The 21,439-nt window shown below is 65.8% G+C and carries 20 protein-coding genes, 1 tRNA gene and 2 pseudogenes; 12 read left to right on the top strand and 11 right to left on the bottom strand.

Features of this window, described 5'->3' with window-relative positions; all coding sequences use genetic code 11:
- Nucleotides 1–322 precede the first annotated feature (322 nt).
- Nucleotides 323–1,072, bottom strand: a complete 750-nt coding sequence (locus tag AC2ITM_RS07305) for a class I SAM-dependent methyltransferase (protein WP_486469160.1) — start codon at nt 1,070–1,072, stop codon at nt 323–325.
- Between the two features lie 123 nt (nt 1,073–1,195).
- On the opposite strand from AC2ITM_RS07305, the gene AC2ITM_RS07310 reads away from it, so the two are divergent.
- The 3 genes from AC2ITM_RS07310 to AC2ITM_RS07320 are packed head-to-tail and all read left to right on the top strand — an operon-like array spanning nt 1,196 to nt 4,206.
- A complete protein-coding gene (locus AC2ITM_RS07310; RefSeq protein WP_486469161.1) occupies nt 1,196–2,326 on the top strand; it encodes an ABC transporter substrate-binding protein in 1,131 nt (376 codons plus the stop codon).
- 54 nt (nt 2,327–2,380) lie between these two features.
- On the top strand, nt 2,381–3,457 hold the full coding sequence (locus tag AC2ITM_RS07315; RefSeq protein ID WP_486469162.1) for a FecCD family ABC transporter permease: 1,077 nt from the start codon (nt 2,381–2,383) through the stop codon (nt 3,455–3,457).
- Nucleotides 3,451–4,206 carry an ABC transporter ATP-binding protein gene (locus AC2ITM_RS07320; RefSeq protein ID WP_486469163.1) on the top strand — a complete coding sequence of 252 codons (756 nt, stop codon included), beginning with the start codon at nt 3,451–3,453 and terminating at the stop codon, nt 4,204–4,206. The genes AC2ITM_RS07315 and AC2ITM_RS07320 overlap by 7 nt, the downstream gene beginning before the upstream one ends.
- 610 nt (nt 4,207–4,816) lie before the next feature.
- On the opposite strand, the gene AC2ITM_RS07325 is transcribed toward AC2ITM_RS07320, so the two are convergent.
- Nucleotides 4,817–4,900: transfer RNA gene (locus tag AC2ITM_RS07325), tRNA-Leu, on the bottom strand.
- Nucleotides 4,901–4,980: 80 nt separating this feature from the next.
- Nucleotides 4,981–6,567, bottom strand: a complete 1,587-nt coding sequence (locus AC2ITM_RS07330; protein ID WP_486469164.1) for an NAD(P)H-hydrate dehydratase — start codon at nt 6,565–6,567, stop codon at nt 4,981–4,983.
- A gap of 138 nt (nt 6,568–6,705) precedes the next feature.
- Here AC2ITM_RS07330 and AC2ITM_RS07335 point away from each other — a divergent pair, with 138 nt between their 5' ends.
- A complete protein-coding gene (locus AC2ITM_RS07335) occupies nt 6,706–7,044 on the top strand; it encodes a P-II family nitrogen regulator (protein ID WP_486469165.1) in 339 nt (112 codons plus the stop codon).
- 60 nt (nt 7,045–7,104) lie between these two features.
- Nucleotides 7,105–8,511 (top strand): type I glutamate--ammonia ligase, encoded by a 1,407-nt coding sequence (gene glnA / locus AC2ITM_RS07340; RefSeq protein ID WP_486469166.1) that lies wholly within the window; start codon nt 7,105–7,107, stop codon nt 8,509–8,511.
- A 52-nt stretch (nt 8,512–8,563) separates the two neighbouring features.
- Here glnA and AC2ITM_RS07345 read toward each other — a convergent pair whose 3' ends face one another.
- The 3 genes from AC2ITM_RS07345 to AC2ITM_RS07355 all read right to left on the bottom strand — a co-directional run bounded on the left by AC2ITM_RS07345 (nt 8,564) and on the right by AC2ITM_RS07355 (nt 10,511).
- A complete protein-coding gene (locus tag AC2ITM_RS07345; protein WP_486469167.1) occupies nt 8,564–9,298 on the bottom strand; it encodes a heme-dependent oxidative N-demethylase family protein in 735 nt (244 codons plus the stop codon).
- Between the two features lie 123 nt (nt 9,299–9,421).
- Nucleotides 9,422–10,024: a biotin transporter BioY gene (locus AC2ITM_RS07350; protein WP_486469168.1), complete on the bottom strand. Its 603-nt coding sequence runs from the start codon at nt 10,022–10,024 to the stop codon at nt 9,422–9,424.
- 67 nt (nt 10,025–10,091) lie between these two features.
- Complete coding sequence (locus AC2ITM_RS07355) at nt 10,092–10,511, bottom strand: DUF6314 family protein (RefSeq protein WP_486469169.1); 420 nt, start codon at nt 10,509–10,511, stop codon at nt 10,092–10,094.
- Between the two features lie 130 nt (nt 10,512–10,641).
- On the opposite strand from AC2ITM_RS07355, the gene purB reads away from it, so the two are divergent.
- From purB to AC2ITM_RS07380, 5 genes and pseudogenes are all read left to right on the top strand, one after another.
- Complete coding sequence (gene purB / locus AC2ITM_RS07360) at nt 10,642–11,949, top strand: adenylosuccinate lyase (protein ID WP_486469170.1); 1,308 nt, start codon at nt 10,642–10,644, stop codon at nt 11,947–11,949.
- A 212-nt stretch (nt 11,950–12,161) separates the two neighbouring features.
- The gene (locus AC2ITM_RS07365; RefSeq protein ID WP_486469171.1) at nt 12,162–13,223 is read left to right on the top strand and encodes a flagellar motor switch protein FliG; all 1,062 of its coding nucleotides are present in this window, start codon (nt 12,162–12,164) and stop codon (nt 13,221–13,223) included.
- Between the two features lie 96 nt (nt 13,224–13,319).
- A complete protein-coding gene (locus AC2ITM_RS07370) occupies nt 13,320–14,192 on the top strand; it encodes a type IV pili methyl-accepting chemotaxis transducer N-terminal domain-containing protein (RefSeq protein ID WP_486469172.1) in 873 nt (290 codons plus the stop codon).
- A gap of 183 nt (nt 14,193–14,375) precedes the next feature.
- Nucleotides 14,376–15,704, top strand: coding sequence for a trigger factor (gene tig / locus AC2ITM_RS07375; protein ID WP_486469173.1), 1,329 nt, complete (start codon nt 14,376–14,378; stop codon nt 15,702–15,704).
- A gap of 151 nt (nt 15,705–15,855) precedes the next feature.
- Nucleotides 15,856–16,002: pseudogene (locus AC2ITM_RS07380) on the top strand (IS5/IS1182 family transposase); the annotation flags it as partial.
- A gap of 195 nt (nt 16,003–16,197) precedes the next feature.
- Here AC2ITM_RS07380 and AC2ITM_RS07385 read toward each other — a convergent pair.
- Nucleotides 16,198–16,666: pseudogene (locus tag AC2ITM_RS07385) on the bottom strand (ATP-binding protein); the annotation flags it as partial.
- A 197-nt stretch (nt 16,667–16,863) separates the two neighbouring features.
- On the opposite strand from AC2ITM_RS07385, the gene AC2ITM_RS07390 reads away from it, so the two are divergent.
- Nucleotides 16,864–17,676 (top strand): glycosyltransferase, encoded by an 813-nt coding sequence (locus AC2ITM_RS07390; RefSeq protein ID WP_486469174.1) that lies wholly within the window; start codon nt 16,864–16,866, stop codon nt 17,674–17,676.
- A gap of 53 nt (nt 17,677–17,729) precedes the next feature.
- On the opposite strand, the gene rplI is transcribed toward AC2ITM_RS07390, so the two are convergent.
- The 3 genes from rplI to rpsF are packed head-to-tail and all read right to left on the bottom strand — an operon-like array spanning nt 17,730 to nt 18,942.
- Entirely contained in the window at nt 17,730–18,320 is a 591-nt protein-coding gene (rplI, locus tag AC2ITM_RS07395; protein WP_486469175.1) for a 50S ribosomal protein L9, read from the bottom strand.
- 11 nt (nt 18,321–18,331) lie between these two features.
- A complete protein-coding gene (rpsR, locus tag AC2ITM_RS07400) occupies nt 18,332–18,559 on the bottom strand; it encodes a 30S ribosomal protein S18 (protein WP_010139260.1) in 228 nt (75 codons plus the stop codon).
- A 29-nt stretch (nt 18,560–18,588) separates the two neighbouring features.
- On the bottom strand, nt 18,589–18,942 hold the full coding sequence (rpsF, locus tag AC2ITM_RS07405) for a 30S ribosomal protein S6 (protein WP_160896951.1): 354 nt from the start codon (nt 18,940–18,942) through the stop codon (nt 18,589–18,591).
- 296 nt (nt 18,943–19,238) lie between these two features.
- Between rpsF and AC2ITM_RS07410 the strand changes: the two genes are divergently transcribed.
- Nucleotides 19,239–19,817: a YceI family protein gene (locus tag AC2ITM_RS07410; RefSeq protein ID WP_486469176.1), complete on the top strand. Its 579-nt coding sequence runs from the start codon at nt 19,239–19,241 to the stop codon at nt 19,815–19,817.
- A 225-nt stretch (nt 19,818–20,042) separates the two neighbouring features.
- On the opposite strand, the gene AC2ITM_RS07415 is transcribed toward AC2ITM_RS07410, so the two are convergent.
- Complete coding sequence (locus AC2ITM_RS07415) at nt 20,043–21,263, bottom strand: cytochrome b/b6 domain-containing protein (RefSeq protein WP_486469177.1); 1,221 nt, start codon at nt 21,261–21,263, stop codon at nt 20,043–20,045.
- Nucleotides 21,264–21,439: the final 176 nt, after the last annotated feature.

Consider the following 21,439-nt stretch of genomic DNA (forward strand, 5'->3'; position numbering starts at 1 on the left):
GCGTGGGTGCGGCTGGACACCGCCTACATAGGGCGGTGAGCAGTACGATAGTGCGGGCGGCAACGCCCCGGCGTCAGTGACCGGCACCACAATGCAGGTACCGGCGTGCATGGGGCGTGAGGGGGCCTGCGTCGAAAGGCCAGCGCCCCAGGGTCAGCGTCCGAAGGCCAGTTGGCAATGGACAAGGGTCAGCGTCCAAAGGCCAGTGGGCAAGGGTCAGCGTCCGAAGGCCAGTTGGCAGCGGACAAGGGGCAGCGTCCAAAGGCCAGTGGGCAAGGGGCAGTGGGCCGGGCCTGTGTCGGGCGCGAGCGCGCGGGGGGCCTCAGGGCTTGCGGGCGCTGATGGCGTAGCGGTGTTCGGACCGGCGGATCAGCGACTTGCGCCAGCCCAGCTGCGCCGCCTGCGCCCGGTGGATCGGCCCCAGCCGGGTGTCGATCCGCAGATCCACAAAGCCCGCCTTCTGCAGCAGCCCGGCCACTTCGGGCGCCCGCGCCCCGCCCGAGAAATGCACCTGCGACAGGATCCGCCGGTGGGTGCGCGCGGCGTCGTCCTGCGGAGGCTTGCGGAACCGCCCCAGCAGACGCCCCAGCAGGCCCGGGGTCACGAAGTCTCCGTCGATGACCAGGATCCGGCCGCCGGGCGCCAGCACGCGGAACCATTCGGCAAAGGCCGCCTGCGGATCGACCAGCGTCCAGACCAGGTGCCGCGTCATGATCACGTCCTGGCTGGCCGAGGGCAGCATGGTGCGTTCGGCATCGGCCTGCAGGAAGGTCACGCCCGGCATCTTGGCGCGCGCGCGCTCCAGCATCGGCTCGGACCAATCGAGGCCCGTCACCCGGAACCCCAGGCCGTCACACAGCCGCGCGATCTCTCCGGTGCCGGAGGCCAGATCCAGCAGCCGCCGCCCCTCGGCAGGCCCCAGGTGCCGCAGCACCAGCGCCTGCCAGGCGGCAAGCTCGGCCCCGTCATGGATGCGGTGGCCGGGTGCGGCGTCGAAACCGGCGGCCCGCAGGGACCAGTAGTCACGGATGTCGTCACGCAGGTCTCGGTTGGTCAGGGGGGAAGGGGGCATCTGGCTCTCGGGTTGGCTGTCTTTTGGTCATCTCTTGGCTGACTGTTTTTGTCAACTTTCGTGATTGACGGAAGCGTGACTCAACTTTAGGGCTAAGGGCAACTGACAACCAGAGGTTCATCCATGACCCTTCGTGCTCTGCTCGGCGCTGCGGCGCTGGGCCTGTTCACCGCCAGCCTCGTGCAAGCCGATCCCATCACCCTGACCGATATCGCCGGTCGCGAGGTCATGGTCGAAGCCCCCGTGCGGCACGTGATCCTGGGCGAAGGGCGGCAGATCTTCTTTGCGGCCGTGCTGGACCGCGACGATCCGTTCCGGCGCATTGTCGGCTGGCGCGACGACCTGCTGCAGGCGGCCCCCGAAAGCTATGAAGCCTATGCCGAGAAATTCCCGCAGCTGAAGGACATCCCCACCTTCGGCGGCTTCAAGGACGGCACCTTCGACATCGAGCAGGCGGTTTCCCTGCAGCCCGACGTGATGATTATGAACCTGGAATCAAAGGCCGCCACCGAAGAGGCCGGTTACGACAAGAAGCTGGCCAAGGTCGGCATTCCGATCGTCTACATCGACTTCCGCGAAAAGCCCTTTGAGAACACCCAGAAATCCATGGCGCTGATCGGAGAGCTGTTCGGCAAGCAAGATCGCGCGGCCGAGTTCAACGCCTTCTACGATGCCCAGCTGGCGCGTGTGACCGATGTCATCGCCGCCCATCCCGACCTGCACCGTCCCGTCACCTTCGTCGACCGCGCCGGCGGCTATACCGAGGATTGCTGCATGTCCTTCGGCGACGGCAACTTTGGTCATTTCGTCGAGATCGCGGGCGGCACCAACATGGCGACCCCCTTCATTCCCGGCACCTTCGGCACCGTCAACGCCGAGCAGGTGATCGCCTCGGACCCGGAACAGGTCGTGGTGACGGGCGGCAACTGGGAGGCCTACGTGCCGGGCGGTGCCTGGATCGGTGTCGGGCCGGGCTCTGACATGGCGGAAGCAAAGCGCAAGCTTGAGGCGCTGATGCAGCGGCCCGCCTATACCGGCGTCAGGGCGGTGAAGACCGGCCAGGTCCATGCGATCTGGCACCAGTTCTACAACAACCCCTACAGCTTTGTCGCCGTGCAGCGCCTGGCCAGCTGGCTGCACCCCGAGCTGTTCGCGGATCTCGATCCCGAAGCCACCCTGAAAGAGCTGCATCAGCGCTTCCTGCCCGTCGACTACCGCCCGGGCTACTGGGTGTCGCTGGACAGCGACAGCTGATCCGCTGACCCAGGAAGGGCGGTGCCGGACCCGGCGCCGCCCGTTCGAGGTATCATGACCATCGTGACCCAAGACCCCGCCGTCGCCCCTCCCGTTTCCCATGCCCGCGCCTATCGCGGGCTTGTCGCGCGTCGCGTGCTGATCCTTGCGGGTCTGGCGGCGCTTCTTGTCCTGAGCGTCGCGGTGGACGTGTCGCTGGGCCCGGCGCGCTATGCGCTGCCCGACGTGCTGCGGACGCTGTTCGCGCCGGGGGCGGCCGATCTGCAGATGCGGGTGGTGATCTGGGACATCCGCATGCCGATGGCGGCACTGGCGGTCACGGTGGGGGCCAGCCTGTCGCTGGCGGGCGCCCAGATGCAGACCATCCTGGCCAATCCGCTGGCCAGTCCCTTCACCCTGGGCCTGTCGGCGGCGGCCAGTTTCGGCGCCGCACTGGCGATGGTGCTGGGGGTGGCGATCCTGCCCGGCGCGCTGACGCTGATGGTGCCGATCAATGCCTTTGCCATGGCGATGGCGGCGGCGCTGCTGATCTTCGGCCTGTCGACGCTGCGGGGGGTGACGGTGGAAACCATCGTGCTGCTGGGCATCGCGCTGGTCTTTTCCTTCAACGCGGCGCTGGCGCTGCTGCAGTATTTCGCCTCGGAACAGGCGCTGTCGGCGGTGGTGTTCTGGACCATGGGCAGCCTGACCAAGGCCACCTGGGGCAAGGTGGCGATCACTGCGGGGGTCCTGGCGGTCTGCACGCCGCTGTTTGCCCGCCGCGCCTGGGCACTGACCGCCATCCGCCTGGGCGAGACCCGCGCCGCCGCCATGGGCGTGCCGGTGCGCCGCCTGCGGCTGGAGGCGCTGGTGCTGGTGTCGCTGCTGGCGGCCGTTCCGGTGTCCTTCGTCGGCACCATCGGTTTCATCGGCATCGTCGGGCCGCATGTGGCGCGCCTGCTGCTGGGCGAGGACCAGCGGTTCTTCCTGCCGGGGGCGATGCTGTCGGGGGCGGTGATCCTGTCGGCGACATCGGTGCTGTCGAAGGCGCTTCTGCCGGGGGCGGTGCTGCCCATCGGCATCATCACCGCGCTGGTGGGCGTGCCGTTCTTCGCAGCGCTGATCCTGACGAAGGGACGCAAGGCATGGTAAGCCTGACACTGCAGGGGGTGGGCGCGCGCTATGGCCGCCGCGACATCCTGACCGATGCCACGACGCCTGCGATCCCGGGCGGCGGGCTGACAGCGCTGGTGGGGGCCAATGCCGCGGGCAAGTCCACGCTGTTCCGCCGCATCGCCGGCCAGCTGCGCGGCACCGGCCAGGTCCGGCTGCAGGGCGCAACCCCCGCCGATCTGCGCTACATGCCGCAGGACACCGGCATGAGCGCGGCGCTGACGGTCTACGAATCCATTATCCTGGCGCTGAAGCAGGGACAGGGCGGCTGGCGCCTGTCCGAGGCCGAGCTGGCGCAGGTCGATGCGGTTCTGGCGCGCTTCGGCATCCGCCACCTGGCCGAGCGTCAGCTGCCGGAACTGTCGGGGGGGCAGCGGCAGTCGGTCTCGATCGCGCAGACGCTGGTCAGCGGCCCGAAGGTGGTGCTGATGGACGAGCCGACCTCGGCGCTGGATCTGGCCCGCCAGTACGAGGTGCTGGAGGCGCTGCGCCTTTATGCCCGGGACACCGGCGCGGTTGTCATCCTGGCGCTGCACGACCTGAACCAGGTGATGCGCGCCTGCACGACGACGGTGGCGCTGGCGCAGGGCCGGATCCTGGCCACCGGTCCGACGCTTGAGGTGCTGACGCCCACGCTGATCCGCAGCCTCTACGGCATCGAGACCCGGGTCGAGGCCTGCTCGCGCGGGTGTCCGATGATGATCGTCGACGGGCCCGCAGCGCGCTGAGGCAGGGGGCCTGCTGCCAGAGGCGGCTGCGCCCGACCAATGTTCCGATCCGCAGAGCCGAAAGCGCTGATGCCTGCGGCCTTTGTGCTTGGCGGGGGATCTGTTGAAGGCTGGCCCGAGGGGCCATGAGGTCGCCCGAGCCTGTCCAGGAGCAGACGGGCTGAAGGATCGAGGTTCACTGCCCCCGGCAGTTGCGCACCTGCCTGAAATCGCTGGGCAGAGCGGCCAGCACATCATGGCGAAGTCACCACCACAGCCGGTCGGCAGCCGTCATGTTCAAAAGGCCATCGAAGATGCACGCAAGGCAACTGGAGTGTTCCAGGGCGAGGATCGCCTTGTGCCTTATGGGTGGCGCTACACTGCGGTCAAGGAGCCAGCCGACGCGGGTGTCGACATCTCCGGCATTAAAGCTGTCACCGGAAAGCTGTCACCGGGCGCCAGACACTTGAAATGGCGCAAAATATGCCTCCGGCGCGGAGCAGCAGAAGGCATCTGAACGGGCCCAGCGGAAGCGGGAACGCAGCAGGGGCAAATCGGGAAAGCGCGAAACCACTCTTGGATCGCAGCGTCTCGGAAATGAGATCCCAAGGAATGCTCAATGATTTCAAAATGGTGCGGGTGAAGGGACTCGAACCCCCACGCCTAAGGCGCCAGAACCTAAATCTGGTGCGTCTACCAATTCCGCCACACCCGCAACCGACGCGACAGGGCCGGAACGCCCGGGCCGCGTGACGCGGTTAGTAGCAAAGCGCGGGCGCGCCGTGAAGCGCAAAATCATCTCTTGGGGGCGCGCCCTGCAAGTGCCCCAAGGACGCCCGGCAGATGTTCGGAAAGATCCTCGGCAACCAGTCCGGGGCCCGCTGCGCGGGCGGCTTCGACATGCAGCCAGGCGGCATCGCAGGCGGCCTCGAAGGGCGGCCAGCCGCGGGCCAGAAGGCCGGTTGCCAGGCCCGAAAGGACGTCTCCGGCGCCGGCAGTGGCCAGCCAGGGGGCCGACCGGTCGCGCAGCGCGGCGTGAATCGCCGCCCGCCCGTCAGGGGCCGCGATCACAGTGTCGGCGCCCTTCAGCAGCACGCAGCAGCCCGCCCGCGCCGCGGCCTGTCGGGTCACGTCCAGCTTTGAGATCGCTGGCCCGGTTTGCGGCACCTGGCGCAACATCTCGGCCAGATCGGGGAAGAGGCGGGCGAATTCTCCGCCATGGGGTGTCAGCAGGGTCTGCGTGCCCCGGGTCAGGGCGAACAGCGCCTCCGGGTCCCCGGCCCAGCAGCCAAGCGCGTCGGCATCAAGGACCTGCCGCCGCCCGGTGGGCAATGCCTGGCGCAACAGCAGCCGTGTCGCCGCCCCGGCCCCCAGCCCCGGCCCGAGGCACAGCGCGACATGGCGCGGATCCCGCAGCAGCGCCGCCAGATCCTGGGGGCCGTCCATCCGGCGCAGCATCAGCGCGGTGATGCTGGCGGCGATCTCGGGGTGGGCGGCCGAGGGGGCGGCAAGCGTCACCAGCCCGGCCCCCACCCGCAGCGCGGCGCGGGCGGCCAGGCGGGCGGCGCCGCTGCGTCCGGCCCCGCCACTGGCGACCAGCGCATGGCCGTGGCTGTACTTGTGACCCGAAGGGGCCTTGTCGGCGGTGGCAAAGGGGGCGGTGACCAGATGTGCCACGGGGCCGGCTTCGGGCGGAACGGACGCCCCGGCGGGAAGGCCGATGTCGGCAATCACCAGCCGACGGGTGGCGACAGCGCCCTCGGCCAGCATGTGGCCGGCCTTGGCGCGGTGGAAGGTGACGGTCAGGTCAACCGGCGGCAGAGCGGGGGCGCGGCCCAGCCAGCGCCCGCTGTCGGCGCAGATCCCCGACACGATGTCGACCGCGACACTGTGACGGCTGCGCGCCAGCGCGCCTTCCAGAAGGGCCCGGGCGACCCCTTCAAGCGGCCGGCGCAGGCCGGTCCCGAATAGCGCATCCACCACCAGAGCGGGGCGGGGCAGGGCGCGGGCAACTGCCTCAGGATCAGGCGGCAGCAGTCCGCCGCTCGCCCTCCAGAGGTGGCAATTTCGCGCCGCATCGCCCGAAAGCTGTCCCGGATCGCCCAGCAGGCAGACCGAAACGCTTGCCCCTAGGGCGGCCAGAAGGCGAGCGATGACGAATCCGTCCCCACCGTTGTTGCCGGGGCCGCACAGAATCAGAACCTGCCCGCCGGACCGGGTGTAAATATCTGGCCAGACTGCAGAAATCTCTTCGACCACGCGGGTGCCGGCGGTCTCCATCAGGGTTGTGCCGCAGGCCTCGCCGCGGGCCATTACGGCGCGTTCCAGGGCCTGCATCTGGCCTCCGGTCAGCACCGGAACCGTGGTTTTTTCATTTTGCATAAAATTTAATCACACCGCTCGGATTTTCGCGAGATATCGGCGCTGGCTCTGGCCTCTCCCCCCGCTTTTACATTAGGCAATTGAGGGCGCTTCGGGAAAGTGTTCTGACCGGATCGACGTTACTGCGAGGAGTTTCCGATGAAGAAAATTGAAGCGGTCATCAAGCCGTTCAAGCTTGATGAGGTCAAGGAGGCGCTTCAGGACGTTGGCGTGCAGGGTCTCTCCGTCATCGAAGTGAAGGGGTTCGGCCGTCAGAAGGGCCACACGGAGCTCTATCGTGGTGCCGAATACGTCGTCGACTTCCTGCCCAAGGTGAAGATCGAGGCGGTGCTGGACGACGACCAGGTCGACAGCGCCATCGAGGCGATCATCACCGCAGCCAAAACCGAGAAGATCGGTGACGGCAAGATCTTCGTGTCCCCCGTCGAGCAGGCGATCCGCATCCGGACCGGCGAGACGGGCTCCGACGCGCTGTAACAGTCGTGCCCCGCATCGGGCACGTCATGTAAAAAGACTCAAAACCGAAGGGAAAAGGGAATGAGCAAGGAAAGCGTTCTCAAGCTGATCGAAGAAGAGGATGTCGCATATGTCGACATTCGTTTCACCGATCCGCGCGGCAAACTGCAGCACGTGACGGTCGTCGCCGATCTGGTCGATGAGGACTTCCTCGAAGAAGGCTTCATGTTCGACGGTTCCTCCATCGCTGGCTGGAAATCGATCGAAGCTTCCGACATGAAGCTGATGCCCGACACCGAGTCGGCCTACCTGGACCCGTTCTACGCCGAAAAGACGCTGTGCATTCACTGCAACGTCGTCGAGCCCGACACCAACGAGCCCTACGAGCGTGACCCCCGCGGCACCGCGCTGAAAGCCGAAGCCTACCTGAAGGCAACCGGCATCGGCGACGCGGCCTACATGGGCCCGGAAGCGGAATTCTTCCTGTTCGACAACGTGAAATACGCTGTCTCGATGCAGAAGGTTTCCTACGAGGTCGACGCGCTGGACGCCTCCTGGAACACCGACACCGACTACGAGATGGGCAACACCGGCCACCGTCCGGGCATCAAGGGCGGCTACTTCCCGGTGAACCCCGTCGATGACGGCCAGGACATCCGTGCCGAAATGCTCTCGACCATGAAGAAGATGGGCATGAAGGTGGACAAGCACCACCACGAGGTCGCGTCCTGCCAGCACGAACTGGGCCTGATCTTCTCGACCCTGACCAAGCAGGCCGACGAGATCCTGAAGTACAAGTACGTCATCCACAACGTGGCGCAGGCCTACGGCAAGTCGGCAACCTTCATGCCGAAGCCGATCAAGGGCGACAACGGCACCGGCATGCACGTCAACATGTCGATCTGGAAAGATGGCAAGCCCGTCTTCGCCGGCGACAAATACGCGGACCTGTCGGACGAGGCCCTGTACTTCATCGGCGGCATCCTGAAGCACGCGAAAGCGCTGAACGCCTTCACCAACCCGGGCACCAACTCGTACAAGCGTCTGATCCCGGGCTTCGAAGCCCCCGTTCTGCGCGCGTATTCGGCCCGCAACCGTTCGGGCTGCGTCCGTATTCCGTGGACCGAATCGCCCAAGGCAAAACGCGTCGAAGCCCGCTTCCCCGACCCCTCGGCGAACCCCTACCTGTGCTTCGCAGCGCTCCTGATGGCCGGCATCGACGGCATCAAGAACAAGATCAACCCCGGCGAAGCCATGGACAAGAACCTCTACGATCTTCCCCCGGAAGAGCTGGCAGAGATCCCGACCGTCTGCGGTTCGCTGCGTGAAGCTCTGGAAGAGCTGAACAAGGACATGGACTTCCTGCTGGCAGGCGACGTGTTCACCAAGGACCAGATCGACGGCTACGTCGCGCTGAAGATGGAAGAGCTGGAGCTGTACGAACACACTCCGCACCCCGTCGAATACGCGATGTACTACTCCTGCTGATCCCTTTCGGGACGGTGGATCGGGGCGCCTTCGGGCGCCCCTTTTCGTTTCCTCAGACGGGTTTGCGGATGACGTAGGTGTGGATGCCAAAGACCACGGCGCGGGTTTCGGGCAGCCGCCACAGGCTTTGGCGTTCGCTGCGCAGATAGGCGCCGCCGACCGGATGGCGTTCGCTGCGCGGCCGGGTTTCCGAGGCCGGCGCGAACAGCGAGGGATCGTCGTAATCCACCCAGTTCGCCCGCCACAGCGGCTTGCCCGGCTGGATGCCGTCGAACAGGCGCTGCACGCGCTTGGCCAGCGCGTCGTCATATTGCGGCACGGGGATGTGGATGGCGATCAGCGGGCGCATGAATTTCTCGGCCAGGGTCCAGGTGGCGGGAAAGCACAGGGTACCGCCGGTCAGGACATGTTCACCCGCCTCGGGGTCATATTCCATCAGCAGCATGTCCTGCTGCACCAGCCGGGCCAGCACCGGCAGGGGCGCATCGGGATCAAGGGGAACCCGCACGCCATCGGGGCGCAGCACGGCCTCGGGGGTGACGGTGTAGTCGGGACGCAGCGACAGCTGCGCCAGCACCGTGGCCAGCAGTTCCTCCAGCGCCGGGCGGGCCGAGGGTGCCAGGCACATCACGTCGTCGGGACGCGTCGCGACAAGGCTGTCGCGCAGCGCCATTTGGGGGGCGAAGGCCTCGTCCACGAGGATCCAGTCTTCGGGGGCGAGGGGGGCCATGCCGGGCAGGCGCTGCGGCGGGCCATAGGGGATGGAATCGTGCAGGATCATGGTCATGGCGCAGCGTAATCCGGCCCCGATCCCGGGCCGAAGCAGAACCTGCGCCGGTCCCTGCGAAATCGTTCTAACCTGCGGGGAAACGGACGGAAAAAGGGCGCCCGCAGGCGCCCTTGCCGGGCCTTAGCCGCGGGCGCGGCCGACCATCCTCCAGGCGGCGGGCAGCAGCATCGCCGCCAGCGCCAGCTTCAGCGCGTCGCCCAGCAGGAAGGGGGTCAGCCCCCAGGCCAGGATCGGCTTGTCCCAGCCGTACAGGATCCCCAGCCACAGCAGCCCCGGCACATAAAGCACGACATTGCCAAGCGCCATCGCCGCCGCCATCTTCGGTACCGAGCGGTCCCAGCCGCGCTGCGCCAGCGCCCCCAGAAGGATGGTGGCCAGCACATAGCCCAGCAGGTAGCCGCCGGTGCCGCCCATCATGTAGCGGATCCCGTGCAGATCGGCGGTCGAGTTCTGGAACACGTCAAAGCCCAGCATCCCCACGATCATGTAGCCCAGGATCGTCGCCAGCCCCAGCCGGGCGCCATAGGCCGCCCCCAGCGTCAGCACGGCAAAAGTGCCCATCGACACCGCCACCGGCGATCCCGGCACGGCAATCTTGATCTTGGCCATCACGGCCAGCAGCGCGATCCCGGCCAGCACAAGGGCGGCCTGTTTCAGCCTGCGCGCTATTCCCTCTGAAGGTCCGAAGGTCTCGCTCAGCACGCGGGCGGTGGTCTGTGTCATGGTTTCCATCTCCTCAACTCCCGATGTGGCGCCGGTTGTTGCACGCCAAAGGAGAGTCGGGCAAGCATCATGCTGCGTCGCGGAAATACCGAGAGACCATCCGATAGTCCTTCATCGGCCCGATCACCCGCCAGTCGGCCTGCCAGTCGGGCCAGCGGGCAAAGCTGTAGCTGACGGTGTAATGGTCGCGCAGGCACAGGTGGGTGGCTTCGCTGTGGTCCTGCGCGGGACAGAAATCATGGAAGGGGCGGCCGTCCTCGAATTGGACATGGATGCCGGCCTGACCCTCGGACCACAGATAGCGCCGGGTGGCGCGCACCGGCAGCGCCGCGCCCAGCCTCAGAAACCCCCGTTCGTCCCAGATCCACTGCCCGGTCTCGTCCTGACGCAGTTCCGCCGTGCCGCGGAATTCGCCGACCTGCGGGGTGCGCTGGTCGTGGATCTGGCGCTCGATCATCCAGGTGCCCGTGAAATCGCACAGTTTCATGCGCCCTGCCTCCCTTCGGGTCAGGGGGCTGCCCTTGCCCGCCCACGCTCTAGCAAGTAAAGACCGCGCGAGTTCGCGTAAACCCCGGTCTTACGCATATCACAAGCCGCGCCGCGCAAGGAGCCCGCCGATGATCCCTCGCTATGCCCGCCCCGAGATGACCGCCATCTGGGACCCCGCCACCAAGTTCAAGATCTGGTACGAGATCGAGGCCCATGCCTGCGATGCCCAGGCCGCCCTTGGCGTGATCCCGAAGGAAAACGCGGAAGCCGTCTGGAAGGCGAAGGACGTGGAATTCGACGTCGCCCGCATCGACGAGATCGAGGCCGTCACCAAGCATGACGTGATCGCCTTCCTGACCCACCTGGCCGAGCACGTGGGCAGTGAGGAGGCGCGCTTTGTCCACCAGGGCATGACCTCGTCGGACGTGCTGGACACCTGCCTGAACGTGCAGCTGGTGCGCGCCGCCGACATCCTTCTGGCCGATGTCGACAAGGTGCTGGCCGCGCTGAAGAAACGCGCCTTCGAGCACAAGGACACCGTGCGCGTGGGCCGCAGCCACGGCATCCACGCCGAACCCACCACCATGGGCCTGACCTTCGCCCGCTTCTACGCCGAGATGGACCGCAACAAGGCCCGCCTGCAGGCGGCACGTGCGGAAATCGCGACCGGCGCGATCTCGGGCGCGGTCGGCACCTTCGCCAATATCGACCCCGCGGTCGAGGAACATGTCTGCGCCAAGCTGGGCCTGACCCCCGAGCCGATCAGCACCCAGGTGATCCCGCGCGACCGCCACGCGATGTTCTTTGCCACTCTGGGCGTCATCGCCTCGTCGATCGAGAACGTCGCGATCGAGATCCGCCACATGCAGCGCACCGAGGTGCTGGAAGGGGCGGAATTCTTCTCGATGGGCCAGAAGGGCTCCTCGGCGATGCCGCACAAGAAGAACCCGGTGCTGACGGAGAACCTGACGGGCCTGGCGCGGCTGGTGCGCATGACGGTGATCCCGGCGATGGAGAACGTGGCGCTCTGGCACGAGCGCGACATCTCGCATTCCTCGGTGGAACGCGGCATTGCGCCCGACGCGACCATTACGCTGGACTTTGCGCTGAACCGCCTGGCGGGCGTCATCGACAAGATGCTGGTCTTCCCGCAGAACATGCTGGACAACATGAACAAGTTCCCGGGCCTGGTGATGTCGCAGCGGGTGCTGCTGGCCCTGACCCAGGCAGGCGTGTCGCGCGAGGACGCCTATTCCATGGTTCAGCGTAACGCGCTGAAGGTCTGGGAAGAGCGCCTCGATTTCCGCGAATTGCTGCTGGCGGACGAAGAGGTGGTGAAGGCGCTTGGCGTCGAGGGCATCAACGCCAAGTTCGACATGGACTATCACACCAAGCATGTCGACACGATCTTTGCCCGGGTCTTCGGCAAGGCCTGATCTTCATCTTTCCCCCAAATATGCCCGCCGGAGGCACGGTGCTTCGCCAGAAGCGCCGTTTCCCGGCGGGGCCCGTTTGAAGGCCCTGCGGGCCTTGCCTCCGGCGGGAGTATTTTTGGTCAGATGAAAGAACCGCGTTCCACACCGGGGCGCGGTTCAGTCTTTCTTCACGTGGCGGTGGTTAGCTTCCCCGGACTTTGGACGAGGGGAAGATGGGACAACTCACGCCTCTGGCGCAGCTTGCGCTTCCGCCGCTGCCGGTGCGCGGCCAGCTGACACGCAAACACAAGGCGGCCGTCATCGTGCGGCTGCTGCTGAATCACGGTCTGGATGTTCCCCTGAAGGAGCTGCCGGACGAGATGCAGGCCGAGCTGACGATGCTGCTGGGCCATATGCGCCATATCGACCGCGGCACGCTGGCCAATGTGGTCGAGGAATTCATCGAGGAGCTGGAGGCCCTTGGCCTGACCTTCCCGAAGGGGATCGCCGGGGCGCTGGCAGCGCTTGACGGCAAGATCAGCCCCCACACCGCCGCGCGTCTGCGCAAGGAGGCCGGGGTGCGCCAGTCCGGCGATCCGTGGGAGCGGGTCAGGGCGCTGGATGTCAAGAAACTGCTGCCCATCGCCGAGAACGAAAGCACCGAGATTGCTGCGGTGATGCTGTCGAAGCTCGATACTTCGAAGGCGGCGAAGCTGCTGGCGCTGCTACCGGGGCCACGCGCGCGGCGGATCACCTATGCGGTGTCGCTGACCAGCGGCATAACCCCGGAGGCGCTGGACCGGATCGGCCTTTCGCTGGCGGCGCAGCTTGATGCGCAGCCGATCTCGGTCTTTGACAAGGACCCGGTAGAGCGGGTGGGGGCGATTCTGAACTATTCCACCGCGGCGACCCGGGATGATGTGCTGGAAGGGCTGGATGAAACCGATTCCGAATTTGCGGACAAGGTTCGGAAGGCGATCTTCACCTATGTGAACATCCCCGAGCGGATCGCGCCGCGCGATATTCCGAAGGTGGTGCGGCAGTTGGATCCGGCGGTTCTGGTGACGGCGCTGGCGGCATCGACCGATCCCGAGCAGCAGAAGACGGCGGAATACATCCTTGGCAATATGTCGGCGCGCCTGGCCGACAGCCTGAAGGAAGAGGTCAACGACAAGGGCAAGGTCAAGGCCAAGGATGGCGAGGAGGCGATGAACACCGTCATCAACGAGATCCGTGCCCTGGAGGCTGCGGGAGAGTTGCTGTTGCTGGCCGGGGACGAGGAAGATGATGAATAGCGGTCTGGACGCATCACTGAATTCGAGAAGTCGGCAGAGGCGCCTGGTTCTGACGCTGGCATCCGGCGCCGTCCCCCGAAAAGGAGCACCCTTCTGATGATGGTCCTGTTGCGGCTGCTGTTGGCAGCGATTGTGCTGGTGGTCCCGGTCGAGGGGTCCTGGCCCATGGCCCAGGCGGCCCGGGCGGACGAGGTGATGAAGCACAGGATAAACGTTGCGGGGCGGCAGCGCATGCTGGCACAGCGCATGGCGATGCTGACCTGCATGGCCGGTGCCGGGGTGCAGACCGACAGCGCGCTGAGCCGGGCTTCGGCAGCGGCAACGCTGTTCGACAAGACCCTCAAGGGGTTGCGGTTCGGCGACCCCGCCGCCGACATGCCGGCCGAGGCCGATGACCGGATCGCTGACACTCTGTTCGAGGTTCAGGATCTGTGGGACGGCTATCGCGGCGCGGTCAGCCGCTATGTCGATGCACGTCAGCAGGTGGATTTGCGGGCGATCCATGGCCGGGCTGACCCGCTGCTGATCACGATGAACAGTGCCGTCGTGAAAATGGAAAGGACCTACGCCAAGGATCTTCCGTCCGGGGGCATTGCCACGGCGATCAACCTTGCCGGTGCCCAGCGGATGCTGCTGATGAAGGCGGTGAAGGAGGCCTGCATGGTCGCTCAGGGCTTTGATCCGGGGGCGGACCGGGCCCTGCTGGGCAAGACGGTTGCCCTGTTCGGCCAGCGCATGACGATGCTGCGCGATGGCGACAGCAAGGCGGGGGTCCCGCCGCCGCCGTCCTTCGAAATCGAGATGCAGCTGGAACTGGTGCAGGTGATCTGGGACTGGATGGCCAAGCGGTTGCAGGCTGTTGCCGCGGGGGGAACGCCGACCCCGGAAGATCTGTCGCAGCTGCTCTACCATTCAGAGGTGGCCCTGCGTGAGATGAACGCCGGGGTCGGCCTTTACGAAGCCTATTGAGGGCGCCGCCGGATGAGCGTCGCCAGGGGCGGGAGGTAGGTACATTTTCGCGGGAAATCGCCTTGTCTGACGGGGGCGGGCGCGCGTTTCACCTTGCAAGACGACAGGGCTGCTCATAGAAGGACGCTTGATTTCGAAGGCCGGTCGAGCGACGCGGCCCCCGGTATGGAAGGACAAGCGACGATGCAGGTCACCGAGACCCTGAAAGAGGGCCTGAAACGCGGCTACACGATCACCGTCAGCGCCGCCGAGCTGGACGGCAAGGTGAGCGAGAAGCTGGCAGAGGCTCAGCCCGAGATCGAACTGAAGGGCTTCCGCAAGGGCAAGGTGCCGATGGCGCTCCTGAAGAAGCAGTTCGGTCAGCGGATGCTGGGCGAAGCGATGCAGGAAAGCATCGACGGCGCCATGAATGAGCATTTCGAGGCCACCGGCGAACGCCCGGCGATGCAGCCGAAGGTCGACATGGTCGACGGCGAGACCTGGAAAGAGGGCGACGACGTCGTCGTCAACCTGTCCTACGAAGCGCTGCCCGCGATCCCCGAGGTCGACTTCTCGGCCATCGCGCTGGAAAAGCTGGTCGCCAAGGCCGATGACGCTGCCGTCGAGGAAGCGCTGACCAACCTCGCAGAGACCGTCAAGGACTTCGAGGACAAGGACGGCGAAGCCGAGGAAGGCGATCAGGTCGTCTTCGATTTCGTCGGCAAGGTCGACGGTGAAGCCTTCGAGGGCGGCTCGGCGGAAGATTACCCGCTGGTGCTGGGCTCGAACGCCTTCATCCCCGGCTTTGAAGATGGCCTGAAAGGCGTCAAGGCTGGCGACAGCAAGGACGTCGAGGTTACCTTCCCCGAGGAATACGGTGCCGAGCATCTGGCCGGCAAACCCGCCGTCTTCGAATGCACCGTCAAAGCCGTGAAGGCGCCCAAGGCGGCCGAGATCGACGACGAGCTGGCGAAGAAATTCGGCGCCGAGGACCTGGCTGCGCTGAAAGGTCAGATCGCCGAGCGTCTGGAAGCCGAATATGCCGGTGCTGCCCGCGCCGTCATGAAGCGCTCGCTGCTGGACAAGCTGGACGAGGTCGTGACCTTCGACCTGCCGCCGAGCCTGGTGGAAGCCGAGGCCAGCCAGATCGCGCACCAGCTGTGGCATGAAGAGAACCCCGAGGTTCACGACCACAACCACGGTTCGGTCGAGCCCACCGAAGAGCACAACAAGCTGGCCGTCCGCCGCGTCAAGCTGGGCCTGCTGCTGGCCGAGCTGGGCCAGAAAGCCGAGGTCGAAGTGACCGACGCCGAGATGACCCAGGCCATCCTGAACCAGGCACGCCAGTACCCGGGCCAGGAACGTCAGTTCTTCGAATTCGTTCAGCAGAACGCCCAGATGCAGCAGCAACTGCGCGCGCCGATCTTCGAAGACAAGGTCGTCGACCACGTCTTCGCCCAGGCGCAGGTCTCCGAAAAGGAAACCTCGAAGGACGATCTGCAGAAAGCCGTCGAGGCTCTGGAAGTCGAGTGATCCCGGCGGCGCTGTCGCGCTGACGGATCCGGACGGGTCGCCCCTTGGGCGGCCCGTTTTCATATGTGCCGTTCGTCCCTGATCTGTCGGACGGGGCGCCGGGCGGTGCATTCGTTGCCCAAGCGGGCGCCCTTCTGGAAGGCCGCCGGGCCTGACCGACCCCGATGCCCGCGCCATGGCGACCCGCGCCCGACACGGCGGCATGGTTGGTTGCAACGTCCAGACCGCTGTTGATGCCGAGAGCCACATCATCGTCGCGCACGAGGTCACGTCCCAAGGCTTTGGCCGCGAACAGCTCGGTGCGAAGAGAGATCTGATGCCGCCATGCCGGGCGGCGGGGCTAGGCACCCTCTGACAGGCCCTGAAACCGGGTTTTTGCAGGGCCTGGCCCGGGGCGCCGTGAAAACGCAGATTTCCAGAATGTTGATTTCCACCCAGAACTGACCCGGGTTTTCCATCGAGAAGTGACCCACCTTGGATTATGCTGAGCGGGTCATGTTTGGGTCAAGGCATGGCTTTCCTCCCTCTTTTTCCGCGTTGCTGCAGCCGCGCTGTCCTTGAAACGGAAGCTGTCGTTTCCGGTCTCAAGGATGTGGCAGCGATGTGTCAGCCGATCGAGGAGCGCGGTGGTCATCTTGGCATCCATTGCCCGGCAGTGCTTTGCGCAGCAAAGTCACGAGAGGGGCCGAACACTGTGGCCCACTCGCTGAAGCTGAGGTTCGTGGTGATGATCACGCTGGTGCGCTCGTAGAGCTTGCTCAGAAGAGCAAGGCGCCTCCTGAAGCGCTGAACGGCAGGTATCCGAGCTCGTCCAGGATCACCAGGTCGAGGCGGGTGAGAGGCTCCGCCATGTGTCCGGCTTTTCCCTTGGCCTTCTCCTGCTCGCGAGCGTCGACGAGTTCGATGGTCGAGAAGAAGTGCACTCTCCTGCGATGATGCTCGATGGCATGCCCGACCGCGGTTTGCACAACCTCGGTCGCGATCTGCCGGGCGTTCTTCTGCGCTGCCGGGTCGCGGTTGGCATCTGAATGCCGGCCGGGCAGGCGGTGGCGGCCCTGCCAACGGTTGGATCAAGGCATTCGGCCAGGTGCTTGATTTGCACAAAAAACGTCTTAAGGTTGATTTAAAGATCTCTCAGGCAGCCAGAAGGGGAGCCCCGATGCAGATCCTGTTCCAGACCCGGTTCTCGTTCTGGGGGCAGTCCGGGTGGCGTTCGGCCGCCAGCAAGGACCCGGGCCTGCTGTTCAACCCGGACCGCCTGGCCGACCGGCTGCGGATCTTCGAAACCATCACCCTGCCATCCCTGCGTGACCAGCAGGCCCCGGCCTTCACGCTGCTGGTGCTGACCTCCAGCCACATGCCCGCGCCCGAGCTGTCGCGTCTGCGCCAGATCTGCGGGGATATCCTGGGCGAGCGGGCGCATGTGCTGGCGGAACCGCGCGGCTCGGCCTCGCCGCCGCTGCTGGCGTTCCAGAAGGCGCGCTTTCCGGCGTCGGAATGGGTGCTGCAATGCGTGCTGGACGATGACGATGCGGTGGCGTCGGATTTCACCCAGGTCCTGGCCCGAGAGGCCCGCGCGGCGCGCGCCTGTCTGGATGGCAGCACGCAGCAGGTGTTCCTGTCCTTCCCGCGCGGCTGCAGCCTGCTGCTGGACGAGGGGCAGCTGCCGCGGATGTTCCGGCGTAACGTGCCTTTCACCAATCTGGGGCTGACGCTGATGGCCCCCGCCGCGACCCGCTTCACGCCCTTCACCGTGGCGCACAAGAAGGTCAACCGCCGCTTTGTGACCCGGGTGATCGACGACCTGAAGCCCTATTACCTGCGCACCGTCCACGCCCATAACGACAGCCGCGGCATGTTCGATACCTCGGCCGAGCTTGCCCCCGACGACATTGCCGCGCTGCATGCGCGCTTTCCGCTGCTGTCGGGGCTTTATGCCCAGCCGCAGCCGGTGCGGCGCAGCGCCCCCTGAAACGCAAAAACCGCGCCCGAGGGCGCGGTTTCCGTAAGCGGTGGCAGAGAGAATTACTTCTCTTCGCCGGCTTCGTCTTCGTCCGACGCGGCCGAACCCAGATCGTCGAACAGTTCCGAGATCTCGAACTCGGCTGCGGCTTCTTCTTCCGCGGCCAGTTCCTGGATCGACTTGCCCTGTGCCTGGATCTCGGCTTCTTCCGGCGAACGTGCGACGTTCAGGATCACCGTGACCTCGACTTCGGGGTGCAGGGTGACCTTGGCTTCGTGCAGGCCCAGTTCCTTGATCGGATCGGGGATGATCACCTGCTTGCGCTCGACGGTGAAGCCGTTCTCGGTGGCGACGATGGCGACGTCACGCGGAGACACGGAACCGTAGAGGTTGCCACCATCGGAAGCAGCGCGAATCACGACGAACTTCTGGCCGTCCAGCTTTTCGCCCAGGGCCTCGGCTTCCTTGCGGGTCTCGAGGTTGTTGGCTTCCAGCTGCGCCTTCTGGGTTTCGAACTGCGCGATGTTTTCCTTGGAGGCGGTCAGGGCCTTGCCCTGTGCCAGCAGGTAGTTGCGGGCGTAGCCGGGCTTGACGGAGACGACGTCCCCCATCTGGCCGAGCTTGGCGACGCGTTCGAGAAGGATCACTTGCATTGGTCAGCTCCTCACTTCACGGCGTAGGGGAGCAGGGCGAGGAAGCGGGCGCGCTTGATGGCGCGGGCCAGTTCACGCTGCTTCTTTGCCGAGACGGCGGTGATGCGGGACGGAACGATCTTGCCGCGCTCGGAAACGTAGCGCTGCAGCAGACGGGTGTCCTTGTAGTCGATCTTCGGCGCGTTCTCGCCCGAGAACGGGCAGACCTTGCGACGACGGAAAAACGGTTTTGCGGCCATGATTTATGTCCTTTCCTGAAACCGGGAGATCAGCGACGCGAACGGCGCTCTTCGCGCTCGTCCTTTTTCTGCATCTGGACCGAGGGGCCTTCCTCGTGCGTGTCGACCTTGATGGTCAGGACGCGCATCACGTCGTCGTGCAGACGCATCAGGCGTTCCATTTCCTGGACGGCGGAGGCGGGAGCGTCCGACTTCAGGAAGGCGTAGTGGCCCTTGCGGTTCTTGTTGATCTTGTAGGCCATCGTCTTGACGCCCCAGTACTCGGATTCAACCAGCTTGCCGCCGTTGTCCGAGAGGACGGTGCCAAAATGTTCGATGAGACCTTCGGCCTGCGCGTTGGAAAGGTCCTGGCGCGAGATGAAGACATGCTCGTAGAGAGGCATGTGCACTCCTGTTTATGTCGAGGCGCATTTCATAGGACGGGCGAACCTTCCGCATCCCGTCCACGAGAGGCTGCGCGGTTGATGGCTTTGCAGCGGAAGGAAGCCTGCCCTTAGACCATTTCGCCCGCCCGCACAAGGGCGCGCGGGACGGGCAGGGGCAAATGGGCAGTGTTCGGATTTCCACATATTCTGTGGAGCCATCGCCAATTGAGCGCACGCTTTCGTGAGTTCACCTAAGGGATATGCGACGACCCGCATGACCGCATCATGCATCCATTTGAAAAGGATTGGTAAAGATGAAATCCCTCGTGATGGCCGCCGCCCTGGCCCTGGCCGCTCCGGCCGCTTTCGCCGCCCCTGAAACCTATACGCTGGACGGCGGGCATTCGCAGATCGTGTTCAGCTACAACCACCTCGGCTTCTCGACCGGAACGGGGATGTTCTCGGGGTTCGACGGCACGATCCAGTTCGACCAGGAAGACCCGGCGAAAAGCACGGTCGAGGTCAGCTTCCCGGTGCGCTCGATGATCACCGGCTTCGAGCCGCGCTTCGAGCATTTCATGTCGGATGACTTCTTTGCCGCGCCCGACGGTTCGGAAAAGATGGTGACCTTCAAGTCCACGGGCATCGAGGTGACGGGCGAGAAGACCGCGCTGATCACCGGCGACCTGACGCTGAACGGCGTGACCAAGCCCGTCGTGCTGGACGCGGTGCTGAACCAGGCCGGCGAGCACCCGATGGAAGGCAAGCCCTGGGCGGGCTTCAGCGCCACCACCACGCTGATCCGCTCGGACTACAACCTCGGCATGTACGCGCCCTATGTCAGCGACGAGGTCAAGCTGGCGATCTCGATCGAGGCCATGAAGGCCGAGTGATCCCTGGCGCTGGAAGGAAAGAGGGCGGTCCCGCGGGGCCGCCCTTTGTCATGTCCGTGTGCGGGTGTTGGTCGGGTCGGGGGCTCTGCCCCCGCAGGCCTGTGGCCTGCTCCCCCGAGGTATTTCAGGACAAGAAAATGAAAGGAACCGGTTGCGCCGTGGGGCGGGGCAGGTTCTTTCATCTGGCTATAAATACTCCCGCCGGAGGCGGACCCGGCGATGGGTTCAGACGCCGGCGGCGTGTTTGGCGGTGAGGTCGAAGCGGATCTTGACGGGGAAGGACACGGTCTTTTCGTCTGGCATGCTGTCGCCGATCCCGAAGGCACGGCGATCTAGGGCGAAGCTGGCGCTGGCCCGGGCTGTGGTGCCGTCGATGGCAAGGGTGAAGGGGAAGGCAAGCGGCACGTCCTGACCGCGCAGGGTGAGGGTGCCTTCGGCACGAGGGCCTTCGGCCGTGTTCAGCAATTCGGCATCGAAGACGGCCGTCGGATGGTGGCTGCCATCGAGGAAGTTAGCTTCGAGCGCTTGTTTCGTCACCGATCCGAGCGTCAGCGAAGGGATCGCGATGGTGACGGTGACATGGCCGGCGGGGCCCTGCGTCACGCTGGCGTCCCAGGTGATGCGCGCGGTCCAGTCGGCGAAGCTGCCGGCGACGGTCTTGCCGAACTGGGTGACCGAGAGGCCGAGGGTGCCTTCGGTGACCTGCCAGTCGCTCTCGACCCGGGCCAGTTGCGGGGCCGCGGCGGGGCGGGCCTCGGGCGGGCGGTCCAGAATTGCGATGCCGGTGGCGAGGAGCAGGACAAAAGCAGTGCCGAGAGCGGGCAGCAGGGGGCCGGGTTGTTGCGGGGCGCTGGCGGCCGGGGTTCCGCGCCACATCCGGCGCAGGGTCGCGTCACGGTCCAGAAGGTGATGCTTCAGGGCGCCGGCGACGTGCAGGGCCAGGACAATCAGCAGCAACCAGGTGAACGTGGCATGCAGGCTGGAGAAGAGGGTCGAGACCGCTTCGGATTGCGGCACGAAGGGCAGGTGCTGGCCGAAGGGCCAGAGAATCGGCGCAAAGCCCGATGTGGCGGCATGGTGGAGCCAGCCGGTGAGCGGCACGGCGATCAGGCAGACATAAAGCAGCCAGTGCACCAGCTGGGCGGCCCGCGCCTGGGCGCGGTGCCCTGTGTCGACCAGGCCGGGGCGGTTTTGTGTCAGGGCCCAGAGGATGCGCAGCAGCGAGAGCGCGAGCACCGCGACGCCAAGGGTCTTGTGAACCGAAAACAGCAGGGCGGTGCGACCGACGAGGGCGGCCTGGTCGGCGGCTTCGGCCGAGGAGAGGCGTTCGGACAGGCTGTGGGCATAAAGCCCGAGGGGCCAGTCGACGAGGATGAGAAGGGCGCTAAGCCAGTGGATCGTGCGGGTGACGGGGCCATAGCGGTCGGGGCTGTCGGTCAGGGGCATGGGATGTCCTTGGCTGGCAGAGGGCTGGGTCTGCTGAGGTGCGGGGAAGGCGGCATGTGCCCGGACAGGATACGGCGGTGGGCGGGGGGCTCAATCCGGGGGCAGCGCGCAGGGTCTGTGCGCGGGTGCTGCAACCGCAGCGCGCAGGCGAGCGGATTGCCTTGCGGGGCGGCATT

This window comes from Pseudooceanicola sp. NS-SX9 (genome assembly GCF_057380705.1).